The sequence below is a fragment of the Lysinibacillus sp. NPDC056185 genome, from assembly GCF_047737915.1.
GTDB lineage: Bacteria > Bacillota > Bacilli > Bacillales_A > Planococcaceae > Lysinibacillus.
In genome coordinates this window covers 67,904-89,036 of sequence record NZ_JBLLLQ010000017.1, presented here as the reverse complement: position 1 = coordinate 89,036, position 21,133 = coordinate 67,904, and the positions used below count along the sequence as shown (strand labels likewise).

Genomic DNA, 21,133 nt, shown 5'->3' with positions numbered 1-21,133 from the left:
TTATGAGTGACTAGGCTATCGTGAGAGAAAACGAGCTAATTATTTTATACCCTTAAAAGCTTCAGTTTGTTCCTTAATTCCTTTTTCTGCAGCAAATCTTTCAATACTAGACGCACCAAAGAATCCAACAATTCCATCTACTCTTTCAATAATATAAGCAGCATCTTCCGGTTCTGCAATTGGACCTCCATGGCAAATCGCTAATATATCAGGATTTACAGATTTCCCAGCATGTATAATTTTTTGGATTCGATCGACACAGTCATCTAAAGTTAATGAAGTTTGTGCACCAATCGTTCCTTTTGTTGTTAATCCCATGTGAGCCACTAAAATATCAGCACCCGCTTCAGCCATTTTCTTTGCTTGCTCTTCATCGAAAACATATGGAGTAGTTAGTAAATCTAATTTATGAGCTTCTCTAATCATATCTACTTCTAAATCATAGCCCATTCCTGTTTCCTCTAGATTTTGACGAAAAACACCGTCAATTAATCCAACTGTAGGAAAATTTTGAACGCCACTAAACCCTTGATCTTTCAGCTGCTTTAAGAAAACTCCCATCACTTTAAAAGGGTCTGTTCCATTAACACCTGCTAGTACTGGGGTATCCTTTACAACGGGTAATACCTCATTACCCATTTCAACGACAATTTGGTTAGCATCACCATATGATAATAAACCTGCTAGTGAACCACGACCAGCCATTCTATAACGACCCGAGTTATAGACAATCAACATGTCTGCTCCCCCAGCTTCACTACTTTTAGCTGTAATTCCTGTACCCGCGCCAACACCTAGAAGAATATTTCCTTTTTTAATTTCTTCTTTAAAACGATTCAATATTTCTTGTCTCTGTAACATAATCGTTGTCCCTCGCTTTATTTTCTATTAATTCAATCAATTTTTTCGCTGAAGCTAGTGCAAACTCTTCGCTATTTATATCCGCATTGATTTCAATCATTTCCACTTTATGTTGGTCAACCTTTTCTCTTAATGTATCAAATAACATGTTATCTTCCTCTAAACCGTAGAAAGGCTGTCCTTCAACATCAAGACCTGAGAGCCCTTTTAACGGTAAAAATAATGCCGTGTACCCTTTAGCTAAAGTTAATTTTTCAGCAATCACTTCACCTATTTGCTTGTTCTCTTCAACAGATGTACGCATTAAAGTTACTGTCGGATTATGCTTATAAAATTTTCTTCCTACAAATTTATGAGGGACAGAATCAAATGGACCAAAGTTCACCATATCTATTGCACCCACTGATACAACTTGAGGAATTTGTTTTTTTGAAGCTGCCTCTAAACGATGCGGTCCAGCTTTCAATACACCCCCAATTAACTCATCGGCCCATTCAGTAGTTGTTATGTCAAGAACACCATCTATAAAACCATTAGCTATTAAATTTTCCATTGTACGACCACCAACACCCGTTGCATGGAAAATTAATACCTCATATCCTTTAGCTTCCAAGAAATCTTTAGCCTGATTAATACAAGGTGTTGTCACTCCAAACATAGTTGCGGCAATAAGAGGCTTCTTTTTCTCTATAGTTTTATTTTCAAAGTTAAGCATTCCTGCTATCGCAAATACTGCATTCGCAAATATTTTTGTCGAAATTACATTTAAACCAGCTACATCTACTACTGACGGAATCATCATAATGTCGCTAGTCCCTACATACGGCTCCGTATTGCCAGAAGCGACTGTTGAAACCATTACTTTAGGAACACCAATTGGTAATGCCCTCATGCCAGTTGTTACAATAGATGACCCTCCAGTACCTCCAAAGGATAGTACACCGTCGAATTTACCTTCTTCATACAATTTCGGTAAAAGCACTTCCATCCCTTTTGCAAGAACTGCGGTTGCATTTGCTCGGTCTCTTTTTGCTGCAATTTCTTGTATATCTTCTCTAGCTGCAGCAGCTACTTCAGCATTTGATACATCAGGCTCAAATGCTGGAGTAAAAACACCTGTATGGATCGTAAAAGTATTAAAACCTAACGATTCTATCAACTCTTTTACATATAAATATTCTTTTCCTTTTGAATCAAATGTTCCAGCCAAAGCAATTGTTTTCATATCAACTCTCTCCCTTCTTGATCTTTAAAATCATATAAGAAAGCGGTTTCATTTATTACTCCATTTCATAATACCGTTTTCTTTTAGGCGAGTTAATGTGCTTTTGTTCTATAAAATTGTCTCTTTGTTATTTTTTATATAGTTTTGAGGTGATACACCTTTATATTTTTTAAATATTTTACTAAAGTGAGTATAATCGGGATAACCTACCATTTCGGCAATATTATTTAGTGGTAATTTTTCTAATTTTAATATTTCAATTGCCCTATTAAGTCGAAATTTAATAAGATATTCTGTAAATGAAATACCCACTTCTTTTTTGAATAATGTGCTTAAATAAGAACGAGACAAATTTAATATTTCTGCCACTTCATTCAATGATATTTCATCCATATAATGTAAACTAATGTACTTCTTGATAAAATTAATATAATCAGCTTGACTTCCTAGACCATCAGTAATTTTACCGATTAAATCATCCAACTGAAAATCGTTCGTTTGCTTAAATGATTTCGTAATATGTATGAGAGCTTGTTCATTTGGAATCCTTTCAAACACAGAACCTCCGATATAACCCATAATAGTAGTATCATCATACATATATTGAACATCTATTGGTTTATTAACCGGGCCTCCATAAATCATTTTAATAATGTTAGGATTTAGTTCATTACATCTATTAAAAATATTTACCGCCAACCTTTTGGCAGCCTGTAAAGATAAAATCTTTTTAGCTCCAAGTGATCCGCCATTTGTTAGACCTAAGTGAACACAAATTATATCTGCACCGGCCTCTATCATACTTATTGCTTGTTCTTCGCTAAATACAAAGGCCACTGTAAACAGCCCTTTTTCATTAGCGATACGAATAGCTTCTACCTCTTTATCATAAGTAATCCCTTGTTCCTCTAAAGCTTCTCTAAAAAGCCCATCTACTAAACCTATACTTGGATAATTATTAATGCCCGAAAATCCTCTTTGCTTAATTAAATCGATATAACAATCTAATTCAATTGTTGGATCTGTAGCACATAAACCAAAACAAACTGGAATTTTTTTGATCATAGGAATGATCTCTTTACTTGCAAAATCCATTACTACATCATTACTATTTGCATATGGTAAGAAACCGGCTAATGAACTTACACCCATTAATCTGAATCGTCCTGAATTTAGAGCTAAAATAAAATCTGCGCCGCCTTGTTCTGCGTATTTAGCCGTCATTCCAGAACCAGCAGCAACACCTAAAATATATTTATTTTTATTAATTTGTTTTCTTATATTATTTTTTATTTCATATTTATTATTTAGCTTGTCCTCCATATAATTTTCACCTCTACTAATACATTGTTTACTACGGATTTCCTAACTTTTAAAATACGGCAAAAATCACTAGTATTTAATTCAAAACTCTTCTTAAATGGCAGTATAGTTCAGCTTTTAGAACTAATAAAAACCCTCACTTAAATCTCCCATAATCTCTTTACATCGACCAATTCTTGCCCATCGAATTCCATTCTGTATATGTCTGGCTTTGTTGTATGTAATAAAAAGTTCAGATCGTATTTACTATCATAAAACCGCATCATTAAAGTCATAACTGCACCATGTGTGCCAATTACTACTTTCTGTCCTTGATATGTATTTAATATTTCTTTTAAAACATTTATAGCACGTTTCTGGCAGTCAGCATTTGACTCACCTCCCTCTAAAGCATAGGTTGGGTCAGAAAATGACTTTTCTAATAAAGGGAATAATTCCTTGTCAGATATTCGCTTATCACCAACAATAAATGTTTGCTCTTTAAGGTCTTCAAATACAATTACTTCTTTTGCTATTTGTTCAGCTACTTTCTGAACAGTTAAGATTGAACGACTATACGGACTAGAGATAACAGTATCAATTCTCTCTTTTTTTAGAATATCAGTTATTCGTTGTGCGTCTATTCTACCTTTTTCAGTTAATTGTCTCGTTCTCTCATTTCCGTCTTTCGGTGAATCTCCATGTCGTACCATATAAATGAATGTTTTCATAATGCCTCCTATCGTGCTTAATTTTTTTGACCAAACCCATTTCTGTGACCAAGCCAAAAACCAAATTGCTCGGAAAAACTTCTACTGTTCATCCTCTGATATAGGTAAGACTGTTGAATATTTAACTTCTCGTAAAGATAAGTTCGTTTGAATGCGGGATATGCCCAGTCTATTTAATTTTCTTATAAAGCGATCTAATTCTTTTCGATCTCGAATAACAACCTTTAAAAGATAATCATACTCTCCTGTTAAACAATGACATTCTAAGATTTCCGGCATTGTTTTTAAGGCCTTTTCTAAAGCTTCTAATTCCTTAGCTTGATGAATATTTGTACTCATGAATACGTAGCACAGTAAATCGAATCCCAGCTTCTCTTGATTTAAAATGGCAACTTGTTTGTCGATAAACCCTTCACTTTCTAAACGTTTTATTCTTGTATGGGTTGCTGGTGGGGACAAATTCACCCGTCTCGCTATCTCTGCATTACTTATCTGGACCTCTCTCTGCAAAATATCTAGTAATTGAGTATCAATACTATCTAATAATTTTCTTTCAACATCTTTCATGCATTTTTCCCCCTTTTTTATATTCGAAATTTCAGCCACATTTGGCAGCAATTATTAATTATATTCTGAAAAAACCAGTTATTCTTACTGTTATTTTGTTTTTTATTCATAACACAAAATATTATACAGTTAAAAAGATAAAAATGTTATTATTCTTTTATCTAAAAAATCAATTATACATATGAGAAACAAAGGAGAGATCGTGAATTGCCGAATATCTATGTTTTACTAATGCTTTTAACTAGTTTACTTTGGGGAGGCAATTTTGTAGTTGCCAAATCCCTTGTTGATCATGCATCTCCGTTAACATTGACGAGCTTAAGATGGATCATTGCCGTCGCTGCGCTTCTTCCAATGGTATGGTGGAAAGAAAAAAGATTGCTTCCCTCTCGAAATGCCCTCCTGCCTTTATTGTTAATGGGCGTTACAGGTGTGGTATTATTCAATATCTTTCAATTTTTAGCATTGGAAAGAACTACGTCGACGAATGTTGGCTTTATTTCAACTTTAAATACAATTTCAATTGCGATTTTTTCAATTGTTTTTCTAAAGGAAAAGATGAATATACTTCAAGCACTTTCAATGCTACTTTCGTTGTTCGGTGTTCTACTCGTACTTTCGAAGGGCAATATCAGCCAATTATTGTCTTTTCATTTTAATTTGGGTGATTTATGGATGCTTGCAGCGGTATGTGTATGGGGAATTTATTCTGTTTGTAATAAATGGGCAATGAAAACTGCCTCGCCACTAATGTCAACTTTGTATTCAGGAATATTTGGACTTCTTATCCTATTGCCATTTAACCTTAGGGATTTTACCGTTTCTAATGTTAATCATTCTTTTATACTATCACTTTTATATACAGGGTTTATTTCCACTGTCGTTTGTATGGTACTTTGGGGCATTGGAATTCAAAAATTAGGGGCTACAACATCCGGTGTTTTCCTTAATTTCAATCCGATTTTCACTGCACTTCTAGCGCTTTTATTTTTAGGAGAGAGCATATCTTGGACGCAAGGGATCGGGGGATTGATTGTTATTATTGGATGTTTTTTATTTTCGCATTTTAAAACAAAAACCAATCAATTAAAAAAAATCCCACTTCAAGTCTAGGTCATTTATAAATAAGAAGTTCCCGAACCTTGCTTTGGGAGCTTTTTTGTATTGAACAACCTTTATTGAATGAAAACGTCTATGAAAGATATAGAGAAAAAATTGAGGTGACATTATGCGATTTATTTTTAATAAGATAACACTTTTCAGCATAATTTTTTTATCATTTTGTTCAATAGTAATTGGATATATATTACAAACAATCCTTATCCCTTTACAAGATATTAATTCTATAAGTAGTAAAGAGCTATTGGAATTTCAAAAAGAATATGCAATAAACTATCCCTTAGGAAAAGGGCTACTCTATCTAGGTCTATTTCTGATGATTTTAGTCATAATTCTATTCATTATTAAGTTAAAAAACTTAAAATATAATAATCAAAATTCCGATGTTTAACTCAACCACAATAAAAAAAGTATTATGTAAAGGCGTATGAACTCAGTTGCTATAAGCCTTTTTGGAATTTTGCAGAAAAACGCTGCTGGTGCACTGTCTAAATAAAACCATGTATATATAGACCATTTTTTAATTGTAAAAGCGCATTATTATGACGAGACTCTTATTAAAACTACCTGCACCGTAAGCTTAAGAGGTGATTGCTCTTATCGACAAATCACCTCTTAAGCTTACGTGTTTGCGTGAATATAGGCACATTACACATCACCTAAGTCTTCAATTTGTTCCGGTTTTTTCCCTACAATTTCCTTTACGATCCTATATTATACATAACGTTTCAGTGAACTCTGTCTTTTTGGTTTAATATTTCGCGAATCGAATATTTAATTAAAGCCCCACTAGTTAAAGAAGAACACAAAATTAAGATTCTACTTTTTTTATCATTTTGAAATTGGTCAATTTAACACCCTCTCGTTCAACAGTTTGTGAACAAATAGTATTGTAACCTCTATGTTCAAAAAAATGTTTAGCTGTAATACTTGCATCTGTATCGATTTTAAATAGATTTAATTTTTTCGCTTCGTCTTCTAGTTTATCAACTAAAGCCGTAGCTATACCTTGACCTTGAAAATCTTTATGAATATACAGTCTATCTAGGTGCCCGCTATGCGTCATATCACAAAAGCCTACTACTTTATCATTAATTTTTGCGACATAAGATATGTTCTGACCTAATGAAATCTTCCAAGCATCTATCTTTAACTCTTTTTCTTCCTTTGGTGCCCAAGCATCTAATTCTGTTTGTGAATAATCTTTTAAATTAATTGAATGAACTGTTTCATAGAACAAAGAAACAATTTCTTCAATGTCAGCTTCCTCAAATTTCATAATATTCATTTCCCCATATACCTCTCTGCATTAAGATAAGTATATTTTATCATCAAAGTCCATATTTCACTAAACTACATCGTTAGTTCAATAACAATTACTCAGCTCTTTCGTAAATGTGAAAAAAATAAGGGTATGGATTTTCTTCATCAGTAATCCCTTTTTGTACATAAATTTCATTCCATTTTGCAAAGTCTAATTCAGGAAAGAATGTATCCCCTTCAAATTCAAAATCAATTCTTGTAACGTACAGTTTATTAGCATATGGCAAGAACAATTTATAAATTTGTTCACCACCAAAAATGAAAATTTCTTTTTCATCTTCACACATTTTAAATACATCATCAGTAGAATGCGCAATTTCGCAGCCTTCAACAGAATAGTTCATATCTCTTGTTAAAATAATGTTTCTTCTTCTAGGTAATGCTCTTCCAATAGATTCAAAGTTTTTTCTGCCAATGATAAGCGAATGTCCTAAAGTAGTTTTCTTTACATACTGCAATTCTTTTGGCAATTTCCATGGTAGCTTATTATCTTTACCAATAACCCTATTTTTGTCCATAGCTACAATAAGTGAAATAATCAATATCTTCACAGCCTTTATTTCTGGTTTTAATCCATTTTAACTTGTTTTTCGTTGCTTTAATCAAGGACGTGGCGTTCTTAGCCCAAGTTCCTCTATTTCAGCGGATGTTTGGACACCAGCCAAAAGAAATTAAAGTGAATTATATTTTTTCACTTCTAAAGGAATCGATATTATATATAAATCAATAGCATATGTAGTAATCGTAATCCCTTTACCTTTTTCAGTAAATTTTGCTTGAAGAAACCGCTCCGAAACTTTTCTTTTCCCCCATTTTTTAGAGAGCCATTCAAATCCTAAAAACATAATATTTATCACCTTAAAAGTATTTTATTTTATAAAACCTAGACGACAATTTAAACTGCATCCCAATTGTTAGACCTTCTAACAAATCAGAATGTAGTTCGCCCTAAATAATTCGCTTATTCTTTTGGAATTAATTTCATTGTAAAATAACAGTTAATTATTTTCAAAAAAGAATTATTACGCTGAGCTCGTTGCGTGTTCACTGTCTTGACAATATTATGTTTCACTAATGTGGCAAATGAATTTCCGTTCCCCTTTACCTGAGTACATGGTTTATACTTTAAATAAGGTGTATTAAGTACTAATTCCGGGTATTTACCTTTAGCGGCTGAAAATAAAATATACGAGGTGGAATGACTATGGAACATTGTTGCAGTAGCCTTAAAAATGAAAACACTAATATTTGTCCCTCTTGCAATAATAAAGCTAAAAATGTACAGCTAATAACTATTAAATCAATGATGAAACCATCTGTATTAGGATCAATAAACGCTATGGAAAATCACTATTTTTGTGCTACTAAAGATTGTCATGTCGTTTATTTTGATACGAGCAATAAGGAGTACCATTTATCTGATATAAAGGTAGATGTACATCAAAAGGATGATTCATTAAGTACACCGGTTTGTTATTGTTTTGATTGGACTAAAGAAAAAATTAAACAATATGTTGAAAATGAGCTTACGCCTAATCCATTAGAACATATTCGTGCAAATATAAAAGAAAACCGTTGTGGCTGTGAGGTAAACAATCCACAAGGTAGTTGTTGTTTAGGGAATGTTACTAAATATATAAAAGGTCTAGCTTAACCATCTTTCTTTAGTGGAAAAAAGTTATAAGTCGCGAGTCCTAAAAGCCTTTATAAAACAGGGCTTTTAGGACTTTTTTGAATCATTGTGAAGAGGCTACGGACGCCCCAAGGAAGCTTTGCTCTGTGCGAAAGCGAAGCGTCAGCCAAGCAAAGCGCCCACACACTTCAAGTTTTTCAGCCAATTCTTAAGCAGTGATTTTTTGATGATTAACTAATAAATTTAAAATACTAAACATGCGGGTTGATTTCATTTCTTCTTCCTCTTTCAATGTTTCTATTACTGATTTATTCGTTATCTTTACCCTTCTTGTTCAGTCTTAGCGCTTTTCCAATAAGTGTTTGGTCCATTACATTTTAAAGTTGCATTTTTCGGTACCTGTTTCATTATTAGAAGAAGATTTAGTAAATCAACTGACGATCCCAATGAGTTTAGTATGATTAGGAACTTTAATGTCGTTGATAAAAGTCCAAATGCACTAAAAATTAGTGGGAAAATTATTGAAAGTATCATAAAAGGTGCAATCGTAATGAATATATATCTTGATTTCGATATCTCTTCTTCCGTAATGACAAAACCCCCGAATAGAGTAAGCCCTACAGAAGTTTTTTCTGATTTCATAAAATTAGGAATGAACATCAAATGAAGTAATTCGTGAATGATTAATAGTAAGACGATCCCCAAAATAACGCTTAAGTTAATGGTTATTGATATTCCACCAGATGTAAATCCAAAATCTCTCAAAGAGATACTAGAAAAAATATTTATTACCCCAATAGAGATCATTGAAGCGATAATCATTAAAGGGATAGATAACAATATAGCACTAGTTAAATTTTTAGGTTCTTTCATTGGAATCCAGCCATTGTTAATTAAGTCTTCATGTAAATTTGGGTTACTTTTTGGTAATTTGTTTAGTATTTTCATTTAACCTCTCCATTCCATTTTTACGATCTATTGTTTTTAATAATTTCACTTAATTTGAAAATCCCTTCCTTCATTTCATCGAGTGAAGCATACCCATAGGAGATTCGTATAAATTGTCCTGTTTTTTCAGCATAAATGCTACCGGGATTTAGAAGAATATTGTCGGATAATGCTTTCTCAAATAGCCTTTTTACTTTAAACTCAGGCTTTATTTTCACCCATATGAACAAACCACCATTTGGGATGTCCCACGATGCGTAAGGACTCAAATATTTATCCAGTGCATCTAAAGCAACTTTTCTACGAACCTTAAGTTGTTCTCTTACTTTATCAAGGTGATCATCATAGAAATTACTAGATAACCACTCCGCAGCAACGAGTTGTGAAAGAGTACTTGATCCATAATCGGATTGCATTTTTAAATCTGCTAATCGATTGATGACTGACTCCGAGCCAACTATCCAACCAATTCGTAATCCTGGACTAAGGGTTTTCGATAAACTTCCAACATATAACACATTTCCGTAAAGGTCCATTGCTTTCAGTGGTTTAGGTGGTGGGTTGTCAATCCATAAATCACGGTACACATCATCTTCTATAACTGGCAGCTGCTCTCTTTCACAATAGGCAATTAATTTCTCTCGTCTCTCTTCTTGCATTAAGGCGCCTGTTGGATTGTGAAAGGTTGGAATCGTATATAAAATATTTTTTCCTTTTTCCTTCGTCGGATAAATGGAATCGATGATAATCCCCTCATTGTCCATCGCTAATCCTTGCAACTCCATACCCGCAGACTCAAAAACAGTCAACGAATAAAGATAAGACGGCATTTCTAACAACACCGTCGAACCTCTTTTTAGAAGTCCAATCGATATTAGATGTAAAGCTTGGAGCGCACCAGACACTACAAGAATGGACGACGGAGACGCTTCGACCCCTCTTACCTTTAAATAGTCACTAATGGCTTGCCGTAATTTTATATTTCCTTTTGGCTCTTCATAGCCAAAAGAGGTTAATTGATTCGATACCTTTTGAACAATGACTTTCATCTCTTCTAAAGGGAACATCTCTGGTGATAGCTCCCCTTTACTCAATTGAATAAGATTCGTATTCGATTCCGCTTCGTTAATCTCCTGCACCATCGAAACGCTAGGTTTATGAATGCCTAATCTGACATTTTCATTCCAGTTAGTCGAGGATTTTGCCCCCATCAAAGTCCAAGTATTGTTGGTGACGACTGTTTCTTTTCCTACTTTACCTTCTAGTAACCCATCTGCCATTAGTTCCTCTAATGCCGTTATGACTGTACTACGATTAACCTCAAACTGTTTTGCCAAATTACGTTGACTTGGTATGGGACTTCCGATCGCCCACTCCCCTTTAGCAATTTTTTCTTTTATAAAATCAATAATCAATTGATATTTTGGTTTTTTCATATGTACGCTCTTTTCTATACTGGTTGGTTTTTTTTATTTTAACCTGTTGGAGAAATTTTACCAAAATCCTATTAATATTGAAATCATAAATTTAATTGGTTGGATAACGAGGTGTATTCATGTTAAAAACATTAGATCTTAAGATTATTTCCGCTCATTTCATAACAATCATTTTATGGGCATCAGCTTTTCCAGGAATTCGAGTGGCATTAACGGCCTATTCACCTGAGCATATTTCACTTTTACGATTATTAGTCGGCTCATTCGTCTTAATAATCATAGCAGTTATTACAAAAACCCCTTTGCCTGCGTTAAAAGATATCCCCATTATTTTATTACTTGGCTTTTTAGGTTTCACCGTGTATCAAGTAGCACTAAATTATGGAGAGCAAACGATAAGTGCTGGGGTTGCAAGTTTACTTGTTTCCACAACTCCAATATTCACTGCTCTGTTAGCTGTATTTTTTTATCGTGAGAAGCTTGGACTATGGGGATGGCTTGGTTCACTTGTTGGATTTTGTGGTGTAGCATTTATTTCTGTAGGAGGTACAACTGAAAGTTTTTCTCTTAATACTGGGATTATTATCGTTTTAATAGCATCTCTTTCAGAAAGTATTTACTTTGTTTTTCAACATCGTTATCTAGAAAAATACGGCGCTATCCCCTTTACGATGTACGCCATTTGGTCAGGTACTATTTTTATGTTACTATTCTCACCTGGCCTAAGTGAAGCAATAATGGATGCCCCGTTAAATGCAACATTAGTCATTTTGTATCTTGGAATTTTTCCAACAATCATTCCTTATTTTACACTAGCTTATGTTACTTCGCGAACAGGAGCAGCTGAAGCAACAAGTACGCTTTATTTAACCTCTGTTTTTGCATTTCTTATCGCATGGATTTGGCTTGGTGAAGTTCCGCATTTTTCTGCCATAACAGGTGGTTTGATTACTTTAGTAGGTGTATTTATTGCAAATATAAAGAAAGAAGATATTATGAAAGATGATAAGAATGCGCAGCGTTTACACTAACTGGCTCGATCGCATAATCTTATGTCTCAGTATAATTGCGTCCGGAATGGCTGAAAGAAGTTAAAGTCTATTAGACTCGCTGATCAATAGACTGTTGACAACCTTTTTAGAAGTATTTACTAAGTGCTCACATAACAAGTAGTGCAGTTCAATCCACACAAATAGAAAACCGAGTACTCAAATTTTTATGAGTTAACTCGGTTTCACTTTAGTTTAATTCACTTTTCACCTGCAAAGCAAACTGTTCAATGGCTTCTCTATCCTGATAGATTGTAATACCAATACCAGAACGAGTACATCTATGTGAATAAAATTCTCCTGCATCTATCCAAAATTGAAATTGATAAATCTTTTCGTCAACTAGCTCGCTTTTATTCTCCTGGAGTGAAAATGAAAACGCAGGTTCCGTTGAGTCCCATACACCGACCCTTAAAATTTCATCCCAATTATTTAAAATCAGTATAGATAAAGTTTCAAGGTCACTCCGTAGAACGGGAAATTTAAAATCCAATTGATGTGCACCACAATTGAGGATAATCTTTATATCACTTGAAATAGAATCACTTTCTATATTTAATAATTCAAGACTTACTTTTGAAGCACCATATGATCTATCATATAAAGTGGCCATTTCTACCTCCTAATGAATTACATATGAAAGAAAGGACTTACCTAACTTAAAAAGGATTGTTGACCAATACGATTACTCTCAAATCGTACAATAAAAACCTTCACTATTGATGTGAAAGGCAATTATCGATTTATATACGAAAAAAACTCACTTGAAATAAAAATCCATCGCGTTTTGATAAAGAATTTTCTCAGCTGACTTTGCATCAAACAATTCTTGAATTAGTTCAATATCTGCATAAGCAAAAGGTCTTTTTGCTCGTGTGGACGGTAAGTCTGTGCCGAACATTAACGCCTCTGGATTAACAGCTTGAATTGATTTCAAAGTTTGTTCTACATCGAGCTCTACACGACCAAAACCAGTCGCCTTTACTCGTACACCTTTTTCTACTAGGCGCAACAAATGAGGTAAGCCTTCCTCAGATAACCCTAAATGATCAATTGAAATCGCTGGTAATTTTTCAATCGTTGGTGTAATTTCAGGCAAATCTTTTGCGTCGATATATAATTCACTATGCCAACCAGCTAAATCATAAACACGTCTCGCAAAGTAATCGAGCTTCGTTAAATCTTCGGAACCGCCACGTTTCACATTGAATCGTAGTGCGCGAACACCTTTTTTATGTAAATCCATAATCTTATCATCTGTCACCGCAAATGGTAGCTGTGTAACTCCACAATATGTAGTTTCCATTTTCTCTAAAGCATTCACTAAATAAGCTTGGTCAAATCCTTGAAAAGAACCTGAAACAATTGCACCACCGACAATATTATAAGTCGCTGTTTCATTTTGGTAATCTTCTACAACATAGCTAGGTGGTACATATCCTTGATTTTCAGTAATAGGGTAATCAAAATCAATAATGTGAAAGTGTGCATCAAAAATTCTCATTTTTCCCGCCTCCTTACTTTTACGTTATCAAATAAAGAATATAAAGTAAATTTATGATGTTTTATATAAATACATAAGTTTTCCTTATCATCAGCCCGTTCGAATCTTAAAAGTCTTACAAAAATCCCCTCAGTATCACAAATATCGTGAGCCAAAATGAAAGTCAAATATCATTTAGCTACATTAAAATTTAGTACCTTATAAGAGATACTTTAAAGCATTACTCCCAGATGTAATTAACGCTAGCAAACCCGCAGCCAGTATCCATATTGCATAGGGACTCTCTTCTTGTCTTCTCTTGCTTATCCAAAATAATATCATGCTAATTAATAATAAAACCACACCCAGAACTGCCCCTGTAATAATACCTATAATCATTCCCATTTCTTGTTGCCTTCTTTCTTTACATTTTTTATTGTAAACACCAATATTAATTACTAAAACTCTTCGATTTCGATAGTCTTTTGATTCTGCTTTACTTTACTCTAAATTACATTGCATCTACATTTTCAATATTACGAATACCTATGTACGCAATAATTACTCCAATTGCTGCAAGTCCTAATTGCAGTGGAATGAAGGTTACTAATGATATTTCTGGGTTATAAGCGCAAGCAATTGCCACCACAAGTAAAGATGAACCAATTGTAGCCGGAACTGAATGGTTACGCATCCCAAAATACAATGGAATTAAGCTTGTTCCTGTTGCCGCAATAGCAAAAGGAACTATGTTTATGACTTCTCCAATAAACTGGTTTGCAGTTATTGTAAATGGAACGATAGGAAAATAAATATTAATGATCGAAAAAAGACCAGCTACAACGATATTTGACAACATCATAGTCATTAAGGTTAAAAAAGCGATCAAGGCCAGTTTACTAGCAATCAATTTCTTACGACTAACCGGATAAGTGAACATAATCAAAATTGTTCTGTTTTTATACTCTTCAATAACTAGTTTTGCAATTAATACAGAGGCAAACACAATAAACATTGCCCTCACACTTGCACCAATTAGTACATAAACATCTTCATATGTTGAAATGGGTATATCCCCTTCTCTTTGTGCTATATAAACTACGAAACACACTACTGCAGTTATAATGATGTTTGCAATAATCGCACCTTTTACATACCAACCTAAGTTATATTTCTTCATTTCCAACTTCAGTAATTGTAGCATAGAACCATCTCTCCTTATTGCATGATAATATAAACAATACTCATTATGTTGAATATTGGTAGACCATAACTATTCTTGTATTTATCAATTATTAAACGTATAGCTAAAATAATAGTCACTGTTGTTTTGATAAGAATATTCAATAATGGCATTAGTCCGCTCCCATCTTTAAATCCCCACGACACAAGTTCAACAGGATAGGAGGCCGCCACAAAACAAATGATTATTTCTATAAAACAGTTAGATAATCGATATTTTTTCCATCCTAGTTCCATCGATTTAAGCATGGATTTTCTCTCCGTTCGTTTATTTAAGAAATACTTCCAAAAGGGCTATGTTTTTTAAGAGTATCTGATATTAATTGATATCCTTTTAGCACTCTTAATCCGTAATAGAATTTCCCCCTTTCATGTACTTTAATTGTACGAATCGATCATCTCTTTTTTCTTACTCATTCCTTACAAAATTATTAATTGTAATAAACTAATACAATTGGTAAGCAGTTCTAACTTTGCTGATTTAATTTGTTGGAAAATCTGAAAAAGAAAATTTGATTCGTTTTAAAGCGAGAGAAACGATATAATAAAAAAATACCCGGCTCAATTTAATGAGTACCTGGTATCTTGGGTTTACCTTATGACATTGAAAAGTTTACATTTATTGAATAGCACGTCGTTCTGAATAAAGCATTTGGAGTCGAGTTATTTGTTAAGACAGAAGTATTTAAATTTCTTTACCCAATTCAAAATGATTATGTATTCTCTATTAGGCTTTTACCTGAGTATTAGTAGCAATATAAACACCTACCAGCACCATCACCATCCCAACGATTTGTATCAATGTAATTGAGCTGCCGTACGCAATAACTGCAAGTAATGTTGCGACTATAGGTGTTAAGTTTAAATACAAGCTTGCTTTACTAGCTCCTAAGCTCTCTACACCTTTGTTAAAAATAACATAGCCGATCAATGTCCCACAAACGACCATATAAAACATTTCAATCCAACTTTGAACCGACATATTAACTACTTGATCCCAACCACCTTCAAATACCGTGCTAATCGCTAGGAAAACAGCACCAGATAACATCATAATAGTATTCGATAGCATTACTGGTATACCTTTAAGAATTGATTCACCTATTAATGCATAAATAACTCCGCATAAAAGTGCCCCGACAAAAAGAATATCTCCTAAGTTAAAAGAAAGAGAAAACAAATCAGAAAGCGACCCTTTGACAATAACAATAATTACTCCAATCATCGATAAAGCTAAACCTGTTCCAGATTTGTTACTCCATTTTTCTTTACCTAATAAGACTGCCCCTAACATAGTGAATGCAGGCATCGCAGCTATAATTAACGCACCATTTGTTGCTGAAGTATACTTCAATGCCGTGAAGAAAAGAGCATTGTAACCGAAAATTCCGATAAAGCCAATAAATAATAAGCCTTTCCATTGATTTCTGATTACTTGCCACTGCCATTCTTTCTTAATTGTTATGAATGTAACGAGTATTATTCCTGTTATGCCAAAACGTAGTGTAGCTGCAACAAGTGGTGGAACTTCCGTAATGACATGCTTCGCTGTCGCGAAGGCCCCACCCCAAAACAAAGGAACGAGCAGCATTAATAAATACATATTTCTCGATTGATTTTTGTTCTTATTCCCCATGATTTAAATCCTCCTAAACATTCGAATAATGTTTGTGCGTTTAAGTTTTTAAACATACGAACATTTTTTGTAAAAAAGAACAAATCAATAGCTTTGCTCAATAGTTTGAATTAGCTCTTTGATTTGTTTTAGAAACTCGTTAGAACTCAATGAATAATATTTTTCATTCCCATTTCGGTTAAAAGTAACTAAACCTGCTTGTCTTAAAATTTTCAAATGATGGGAAACGGCTGGTCTAGAAAGCTCTATTCTTTCTGTTAATTGATTTACATTCAGGCTATCATGTGTGAGTAATAGCATGATAATTTGTTGACGATTTTCATCACCAAGTGCTTGGAAAATGGGGGTTGATAATTTAAATTTTTCTAAAACTTGTTCTTTGTTATTGCAATTAAAATTCTCCATAATTCCCATCCCTATGTTTAAATTTTTAAACATATTTAATTTTAATTAAAAAACATAATTTGTCAAGATACTCTTTATTTACTCTATGAAACCCTTTTAGAAAACTATTTCCAAATGGTTACAGCAATACAGCTTTTTAAAGCTCCATTCATCAAAAAAAGCTAGGCTCACAAAAGATTTGTGAATACCTAGCCGTTTTTATGCGTGTTCATTTGTTAACCATGACATAACTAGGTTACCACATCATTCTCAACAAATTCTGAACAAATCATGAAATTCTCTATTTTTTGGTCTTATAATGTATATTTGTTTTACTAGGACAAATGACATCGAGAGTGCCTTCTATTCATTTAGCTTTCAAGTCACAATGCATTTTTACTCATTACTTTCAACCTTCAGCCTTTTAGATGGATATTTTATAGCACTTATTTTTCTATAAAATACGTATCGTACTCTTCCTTCAACACATAACCTAACTTTTCAGCTAACTTAACTGACGGAGAATTTGCCCCATCCCAGTTCGGGTAAATTTGTTGCTCTAAACAGTCTAAAATTAGCGATGCAGCTGTTGCCGCCGCTAAACCTTTACGCTGGTGTCTTTCGTCAGTTGCAATTTCAATTTCAATGCCAGCATCGTATATACTAAAAGAAGTTGCACCGCAAACTGGAACATCTTTATACGTAACACAATAGCCAATTCCACGCGCCAAAAAGTCATCATGTGACTCAAACTGACTGAAAAAATCTTCAGAAAGTGTTGAAAATGAAGAGTTATTGATAATTGTGGCATTTATTTTTTGTAGCTTATATTCTTCTGGTAAATCATTAATCAATTGTGTTAATTTCTCATGATTAAAATGGGTCTTGTCTCTATTAAATCGATAGCGCTTAAATTTATGTGCCTGTTCTTTGTATTCAAGCTCAATACTATTTTTCCATTCATCCGTATTTACAATAACTAATGGATAGTCCGGTAAATTGTGTAATAATTCCTTGGTACCTGGTACACCTGCATCTCCTGCATAAAAAACAAATATACCTACAATAATTTGAGCTACCTTCGGATTTTCTAAACTATCAACATAAGCAGTTCCCATATGCCCCTGTAGATACGACTGAACTAATGTATCCTCTACGCTTTCAAATATCTTAGTTACGTGTTCTATTACTGGCCCTTTTACCTCATAAATCATACATAATATGCTCCCTTATACGTTTTTTGTACATAATAAAAAACCTCGTGTTCTGCCCTTCAGCAGTCACAAGGTTTCATCCACGTTTAAGAGAGTATACGTCTAGTTTACAACGTACACAAACAGTGAGGGAAATTGGACAAACTGAATGGCAATAACTTGTTTACACGTTTGTTTGACATTACCCATCACCCTCTTCCTTCATTTTTTTCTAATATATAGGAAAAACACAAAAAAGTCAATTGACCAAACATTTTTTAGCTCCTAAACTTAGCAGATGGAATATCAAATCTATGCGTTGTAGCCATTGTACCATCTTGTAAATCTTCTATTTCGAGTCCTGAATAATTCTTTTCTTGTATTCACTTTTTAATGTTTGAGCTCTTCGACCATACTCGAAAGCTTCATGAGCGTTTTCCAATTTCGAACAGTTGCTGGAATTTCAAGCTTTTTTAGATTATTGCCAAGTTTGGAGTTTCGAATGCTGTCAAAAAATAAAAGATACACATCCCTTCCATTTATGACACTAAGTTCTCTTTCGTTTGCTAGAGATAAAAACTTGTCGCTATTGACCTTCGAAGGAGCTGCTGGCAACAAAGCAACATGCAAGCATTCCCCCTTACATGATTGCTCCGCTTCTGAAATCTCCTGATTTGAAAAAGGGGATTGATTTACAATCTGCTGTATTTCCTCTGCTGTCCTAATGACAACAACACTAGAGATCCCAAAATCCTCTTTAATTTTATCGTGAATTTTCGTTTGCAAAAGCTCCTCAGTTTCGTCAGATTCAAAAAGGATGTTTCCACTTTGGATATATGTCTTCACATTATGTAATCCTAGTTGCTCAAGAGAACTTCTTAATTCTGCCATGATTATTTTATTGTGCCCGCCTACATTAATTCCTCTAAGTAATGCAATATATATAGTCATACTATCCCGCCTTTCCATTTACTATTTATTTACTAATAATAGTTACATCCTTATATTGCTTTAAAGGCTTATCCTCTAGATAATCAATAACCATTTCATTAAAAATATCTCGGCGCAATCAGTAACATATTATTTCAGATTAGTTTCTAAAACATAACCATTGCTCCAAGTACCTATAAGTAGTAATTCATCATTTTTACTAAATTCTGCGAAACAAGCATAAGAAAATGTTTCTACTAAAATAACCTGTAAATCCTCAGAACGTACAATCAGAACCTTTTTACTATAAGCTAATACAATGAATAAGCCGTTATCAGACAGATGGATGTGTGTGAAGTACCCGATATCATCTAATTTTTCATCCTTTAATAGATTTTTCCTCATCAATATTTTATTAAATTCTGCATTCACTATGATTAAGTTATATTTTTCCACTAAAATATATACCTGATAAACTGGATTATAAATCAATGTATCCCAAAAAAGCTCGTCTGGAAAGCTAATTAATGAAGTATAAAATGTACCATTTTTTTCAGTGACTTTTAGTACTTTAAGTTCATCATATAGTTCATTTTCAAAAGCTATTGTAAATAGATGCGCATTTTCACTTTGTATATGATGATGGTATCTCATATATCTGATAGGCTCTTCGAAATTAGTCAAGACATTAATTTCTCCATTTTCCGTATTGATAGAAGCTAATTGAATATCTGCTTTTATTCTTATTTCATCAAGAATAATAAAAGGGTTAGTAGTTAAAGCAAAATTCCCTTCCGTCAGATGTATAGCTTTAGTCGATTGAAATATAGCAACTAAACTAAATTCAGTCGTTTCATAAACATATACCGTACCAGTAGTTCTTTTAATAAATAGATATTTATCATCAGCAGAGAATTTTATCTCACCAGGATTTTTAGGTTTAGGAATCTCCACCACTTTCTCCCAAGAAATAGTGTTATAAACAATCGTCTTTCCGCCCATTGTATGACATAATAGTTGATAATCATTTGAAAGACATAGCTGAAATGAAGTTTTGAATTTTTTAATGGTGTTCAATTTAAACATTATGTAGAAAACCCCTAAATAAAGTATTATATATAGAATCATCATAACACAACTATAATTCCCTCATTCCGTATTGCACTATCCCCTGTTTGTGGAATAAGAAAAGGAATTAAGAAGTAACAATTTCTACGAACAGACCATAAAAAGAGCTTATATCTTTTATTACTTAGATATAAGCTTTTCTTATCAAGTCCGAAGGGATCAATGTATATTTAATTTTATCTGAGTGCCCTTGAATCTTCTTTTTTATCGATACGAATCATGTGTAGGTTGAAACAAGTCTTCTTCTGAATTTCTAACAACAGAAAAGTGTTCGACATTGTAATGACCATGAAGTGTATTGTTATGATGCTTGATAATTTGTTCTGCACTTAAAACATCACTGTCCGTTGTTGAATGCCCATCACCAACTAACGTGACATCCAAACCACTAATAGTCGCGGTTCTTACTGCACTATCGATACAGTGTTGTGTCGAACATCCCATCACAACAACATGTTTAATTTCTTGAGAATGTAAATGATTTAGCAGTTCAGTCCCATGGAAACAATTCGTTGCTTTTTTATCGAATATCTTCGCTTCCTTAGGTACGCTAATGCCATTATGAATACCGAACCCTGTCCCTTTACCTTCAGCAACATCAAGATCCCTTACAAAGACGACTGGAACATTGGATCTTCTTGCTTTGTCAATGACTAAATTTATATTTCTAATAAGCTGTTCCTTCTTAAAAACAGCCCTTTCTTTCTCATTACCATCCATTAATTCTTGCTGAGCATCAATAATAAGTAGTGCTTGATTCAAAAAATTTTCCCCTTTCAATTTGAGGAAACGCTATATAATTATTTTTTAGTTAGACGATTTCCCCTTTTTGTTTATCACGGTGCTAACATAATTTTTGTTCATAATATCTACCCCCTAAAATGAAATTGTCATTTAAGAATTAATATTATCACACTTTCCACAAAAAGTAATAATAGGCAAA

Annotated in this window: 24 protein-coding genes; 3 read left to right on the top strand and 21 right to left on the bottom strand. The window is 33.5% G+C overall.

The window, feature by feature from the left end; all coding sequences use genetic code 11:
• Positions 1-39: 39 nt before the first annotated feature.
• The 5 genes from ACMZ42_RS16580 to ACMZ42_RS16560 all read right to left on the bottom strand — a co-directional run bounded on the left by ACMZ42_RS16580 (position 40) and on the right by ACMZ42_RS16560 (position 4,686).
• On the bottom strand, positions 40-861 hold the full coding sequence (locus tag ACMZ42_RS16580) for a phosphoenolpyruvate hydrolase family protein (protein ID WP_415732075.1): 822 nt from the start codon (positions 859-861) through the stop codon (positions 40-42).
• The gene (locus ACMZ42_RS16575) at positions 827-2,086 is read right to left on the bottom strand and encodes a Tm-1-like ATP-binding domain-containing protein (RefSeq protein ID WP_415732074.1); all 1,260 of its coding nucleotides are present in this window, start codon (positions 2,084-2,086) and stop codon (positions 827-829) included. The genes ACMZ42_RS16580 and ACMZ42_RS16575 overlap by 35 nt, the downstream gene beginning before the upstream one ends.
• Before the next feature lie 108 nt (positions 2,087-2,194).
• The gene (locus ACMZ42_RS16570) at positions 2,195-3,409 is read right to left on the bottom strand and encodes a phosphoenolpyruvate hydrolase family protein (RefSeq protein ID WP_415732073.1); all 1,215 of its coding nucleotides are present in this window, start codon (positions 3,407-3,409) and stop codon (positions 2,195-2,197) included.
• A 140-nt stretch (positions 3,410-3,549) separates the two neighbouring features.
• Positions 3,550-4,119: a histidine phosphatase family protein gene (locus tag ACMZ42_RS16565; protein WP_370080248.1), complete on the bottom strand. Its 570-nt coding sequence runs from the start codon at positions 4,117-4,119 to the stop codon at positions 3,550-3,552.
• Positions 4,120-4,200: 81 nt separating this feature from the next.
• Positions 4,201-4,686 carry an Lrp/AsnC family transcriptional regulator gene (locus ACMZ42_RS16560; RefSeq protein WP_415732072.1) on the bottom strand — a complete coding sequence of 162 codons (486 nt, stop codon included), beginning with the start codon at positions 4,684-4,686 and terminating at the stop codon, positions 4,201-4,203.
• A 207-nt stretch (positions 4,687-4,893) separates the two neighbouring features.
• Between ACMZ42_RS16560 and ACMZ42_RS16555 the strand changes: the two genes are divergently transcribed.
• Positions 4,894-5,799, top strand: a complete 906-nt coding sequence (locus tag ACMZ42_RS16555; protein ID WP_415732071.1) for a DMT family transporter — start codon at positions 4,894-4,896, stop codon at positions 5,797-5,799.
• An 817-nt stretch (positions 5,800-6,616) separates the two neighbouring features.
• On the opposite strand, the gene ACMZ42_RS16550 is transcribed toward ACMZ42_RS16555, so the two are convergent.
• From ACMZ42_RS16550 to ACMZ42_RS16540, 3 genes are all read right to left on the bottom strand, one after another.
• The gene (locus ACMZ42_RS16550) at positions 6,617-7,093 is read right to left on the bottom strand and encodes a GNAT family N-acetyltransferase (RefSeq protein WP_415732070.1); all 477 of its coding nucleotides are present in this window, start codon (positions 7,091-7,093) and stop codon (positions 6,617-6,619) included.
• An 88-nt stretch (positions 7,094-7,181) separates the two neighbouring features.
• Positions 7,182-7,670: a dihydrofolate reductase gene (locus tag ACMZ42_RS16545; protein ID WP_415732069.1), complete on the bottom strand. Its 489-nt coding sequence runs from the start codon at positions 7,668-7,670 to the stop codon at positions 7,182-7,184.
• A gap of 129 nt (positions 7,671-7,799) precedes the next feature.
• A complete protein-coding gene (locus ACMZ42_RS16540; protein WP_415732068.1) occupies positions 7,800-7,973 on the bottom strand; it encodes a hypothetical protein in 174 nt (57 codons plus the stop codon).
• A 359-nt stretch (positions 7,974-8,332) separates the two neighbouring features.
• Between ACMZ42_RS16540 and ACMZ42_RS16535 the strand changes: the two genes are divergently transcribed.
• Entirely contained in the window at positions 8,333-8,782 is a 450-nt protein-coding gene (locus ACMZ42_RS16535) for a putative iron-sulfur cluster-binding metallochaperone (protein ID WP_415732094.1), read from the top strand.
• 300 nt (positions 8,783-9,082) lie between these two features.
• Here the strand turns inward: ACMZ42_RS16535 and ACMZ42_RS16530 are convergent, their stop codons facing one another.
• Together ACMZ42_RS16530 and ACMZ42_RS16525 are read right to left on the bottom strand one after the other, a co-directional pair.
• Entirely contained in the window at positions 9,083-9,709 is a 627-nt protein-coding gene (locus ACMZ42_RS16530) for a DUF3267 domain-containing protein (protein ID WP_370080256.1), read from the bottom strand.
• 20 nt (positions 9,710-9,729) lie between these two features.
• Positions 9,730-11,145 (bottom strand): PLP-dependent aminotransferase family protein, encoded by a 1,416-nt coding sequence (locus ACMZ42_RS16525; protein ID WP_415732067.1) that lies wholly within the window; start codon positions 11,143-11,145, stop codon positions 9,730-9,732.
• A gap of 119 nt (positions 11,146-11,264) precedes the next feature.
• On the opposite strand from ACMZ42_RS16525, the gene ACMZ42_RS16520 reads away from it, so the two are divergent.
• A complete protein-coding gene (locus tag ACMZ42_RS16520; RefSeq protein WP_415732066.1) occupies positions 11,265-12,176 on the top strand; it encodes a DMT family transporter in 912 nt (303 codons plus the stop codon).
• A 208-nt stretch (positions 12,177-12,384) separates the two neighbouring features.
• Here ACMZ42_RS16520 and ACMZ42_RS16515 read toward each other — a convergent pair whose 3' ends face one another.
• From ACMZ42_RS16515 to ACMZ42_RS16465, 11 genes are all read right to left on the bottom strand, one after another.
• Positions 12,385-12,807, bottom strand: coding sequence for a hypothetical protein (locus tag ACMZ42_RS16515; RefSeq protein WP_370080262.1), 423 nt, complete (start codon positions 12,805-12,807; stop codon positions 12,385-12,387).
• A 147-nt stretch (positions 12,808-12,954) separates the two neighbouring features.
• Complete coding sequence (locus ACMZ42_RS16510) at positions 12,955-13,698, bottom strand: amidohydrolase family protein (protein WP_415732065.1); 744 nt, start codon at positions 13,696-13,698, stop codon at positions 12,955-12,957.
• Positions 13,699-13,896: 198 nt separating this feature from the next.
• A complete protein-coding gene (locus tag ACMZ42_RS16505) occupies positions 13,897-14,082 on the bottom strand; it encodes a hypothetical protein (protein WP_370080266.1) in 186 nt (61 codons plus the stop codon).
• Positions 14,083-14,188: 106 nt separating this feature from the next.
• Positions 14,189-14,881: an ABC transporter permease gene (locus ACMZ42_RS16500; protein WP_415732064.1), complete on the bottom strand. Its 693-nt coding sequence runs from the start codon at positions 14,879-14,881 to the stop codon at positions 14,189-14,191.
• Between the two features lie 14 nt (positions 14,882-14,895).
• Complete coding sequence (locus ACMZ42_RS16495) at positions 14,896-15,168, bottom strand: hypothetical protein (RefSeq protein ID WP_415732063.1); 273 nt, start codon at positions 15,166-15,168, stop codon at positions 14,896-14,898.
• A 478-nt stretch (positions 15,169-15,646) separates the two neighbouring features.
• Entirely contained in the window at positions 15,647-16,555 is a 909-nt protein-coding gene (locus ACMZ42_RS16490; protein ID WP_415732062.1) for a DMT family transporter, read from the bottom strand.
• A gap of 84 nt (positions 16,556-16,639) precedes the next feature.
• On the bottom strand, positions 16,640-16,960 hold the full coding sequence (locus ACMZ42_RS16485) for an ArsR/SmtB family transcription factor (protein WP_370080274.1): 321 nt from the start codon (positions 16,958-16,960) through the stop codon (positions 16,640-16,642).
• A gap of 425 nt (positions 16,961-17,385) precedes the next feature.
• Positions 17,386-18,153, bottom strand: a complete 768-nt coding sequence (locus ACMZ42_RS16480; protein ID WP_415732061.1) for a GNAT family N-acetyltransferase — start codon at positions 18,151-18,153, stop codon at positions 17,386-17,388.
• 369 nt (positions 18,154-18,522) lie between these two features.
• Complete coding sequence (locus tag ACMZ42_RS16475) at positions 18,523-19,083, bottom strand: DUF1697 domain-containing protein (protein WP_415732060.1); 561 nt, start codon at positions 19,081-19,083, stop codon at positions 18,523-18,525.
• 129 nt (positions 19,084-19,212) lie between these two features.
• Positions 19,213-20,148 carry a hypothetical protein gene (locus ACMZ42_RS16470; protein WP_415732059.1) on the bottom strand — a complete coding sequence of 312 codons (936 nt, stop codon included), beginning with the start codon at positions 20,146-20,148 and terminating at the stop codon, positions 19,213-19,215.
• 246 nt (positions 20,149-20,394) lie between these two features.
• Positions 20,395-20,952: a cysteine hydrolase family protein gene (locus ACMZ42_RS16465; RefSeq protein ID WP_370080286.1), complete on the bottom strand. Its 558-nt coding sequence runs from the start codon at positions 20,950-20,952 to the stop codon at positions 20,395-20,397.
• Positions 20,953-21,133 lie beyond the last annotated feature (181 nt).

What these genes read in the sequence shown, in the direction of transcription:
- ACMZ42_RS16580 (WP_415732075.1), bottom strand. Translation starts at nt 861, where the DNA reads ATGTTACAGAGACAAGAAATATTGAATCGTTTTAAAGAAGAAATTAAA.
- ACMZ42_RS16575 (WP_415732074.1), bottom strand. Translation starts at nt 2,086, where the DNA reads ATGAAAACAATTGCTTTGGCTGGAACATTTGATTCAAAAGGAAAAGAA.
- ACMZ42_RS16570 (WP_415732073.1), bottom strand. Translation starts at nt 3,409, where the DNA reads ATGGAGGACAAGCTAAATAATAAATATGAAATAAAAAATAATATAAGA.
- ACMZ42_RS16565 (WP_370080248.1), bottom strand. Translation starts at nt 4,119, where the DNA reads ATGAAAACATTCATTTATATGGTACGACATGGAGATTCACCGAAAGAC.
- ACMZ42_RS16560 (WP_415732072.1), bottom strand. Translation starts at nt 4,686, where the DNA reads ATGAAAGATGTTGAAAGAAAATTATTAGATAGTATTGATACTCAATTA.
- ACMZ42_RS16550 (WP_415732070.1), bottom strand. Translation starts at nt 7,093, where the DNA reads ATGAATATTATGAAATTTGAGGAAGCTGACATTGAAGAAATTGTTTCT.
- ACMZ42_RS16540 (WP_415732068.1), bottom strand. Translation starts at nt 7,973, where the DNA reads ATGTTTTTAGGATTTGAATGGCTCTCTAAAAAATGGGGGAAAAGAAAA.
- ACMZ42_RS16535 (WP_415732094.1), top strand. Translation starts at nt 8,333, where the DNA reads ATGGAACATTGTTGCAGTAGCCTTAAAAATGAAAACACTAATATTTGT.
- ACMZ42_RS16530 (WP_370080256.1), bottom strand. Translation starts at nt 9,709, where the DNA reads ATGAAAATACTAAACAAATTACCAAAAAGTAACCCAAATTTACATGAA.
- ACMZ42_RS16525 (WP_415732067.1), bottom strand. Translation starts at nt 11,145, where the DNA reads ATGAAAAAACCAAAATATCAATTGATTATTGATTTTATAAAAGAAAAA.
- ACMZ42_RS16520 (WP_415732066.1), top strand. Translation starts at nt 11,265, where the DNA reads ATGTTAAAAACATTAGATCTTAAGATTATTTCCGCTCATTTCATAACA.
- ACMZ42_RS16515 (WP_370080262.1), bottom strand. Translation starts at nt 12,807, where the DNA reads ATGGCCACTTTATATGATAGATCATATGGTGCTTCAAAAGTAAGTCTT.
- ACMZ42_RS16510 (WP_415732065.1), bottom strand. Translation starts at nt 13,698, where the DNA reads ATGAGAATTTTTGATGCACACTTTCACATTATTGATTTTGATTACCCT.
- ACMZ42_RS16505 (WP_370080266.1), bottom strand. Translation starts at nt 14,082, where the DNA reads ATGGGAATGATTATAGGTATTATTACAGGGGCAGTTCTGGGTGTGGTT.
- ACMZ42_RS16500 (WP_415732064.1), bottom strand. Translation starts at nt 14,881, where the DNA reads ATGCTACAATTACTGAAGTTGGAAATGAAGAAATATAACTTAGGTTGG.
- ACMZ42_RS16495 (WP_415732063.1), bottom strand. Translation starts at nt 15,168, where the DNA reads ATGCTTAAATCGATGGAACTAGGATGGAAAAAATATCGATTATCTAAC.
- ACMZ42_RS16490 (WP_415732062.1), bottom strand. Translation starts at nt 16,555, where the DNA reads ATGGGGAATAAGAACAAAAATCAATCGAGAAATATGTATTTATTAATG.
- ACMZ42_RS16485 (WP_370080274.1), bottom strand. Translation starts at nt 16,960, where the DNA reads ATGGAGAATTTTAATTGCAATAACAAAGAACAAGTTTTAGAAAAATTT.
- ACMZ42_RS16480 (WP_415732061.1), bottom strand. Translation starts at nt 18,153, where the DNA reads ATGATTTATGAGGTAAAAGGGCCAGTAATAGAACACGTAACTAAGATA.
- ACMZ42_RS16475 (WP_415732060.1), bottom strand. Translation starts at nt 19,083, where the DNA reads ATGACTATATATATTGCATTACTTAGAGGAATTAATGTAGGCGGGCAC.
- ACMZ42_RS16470 (WP_415732059.1), bottom strand. Translation starts at nt 20,148, where the DNA reads ATGTTTAAATTGAACACCATTAAAAAATTCAAAACTTCATTTCAGCTA.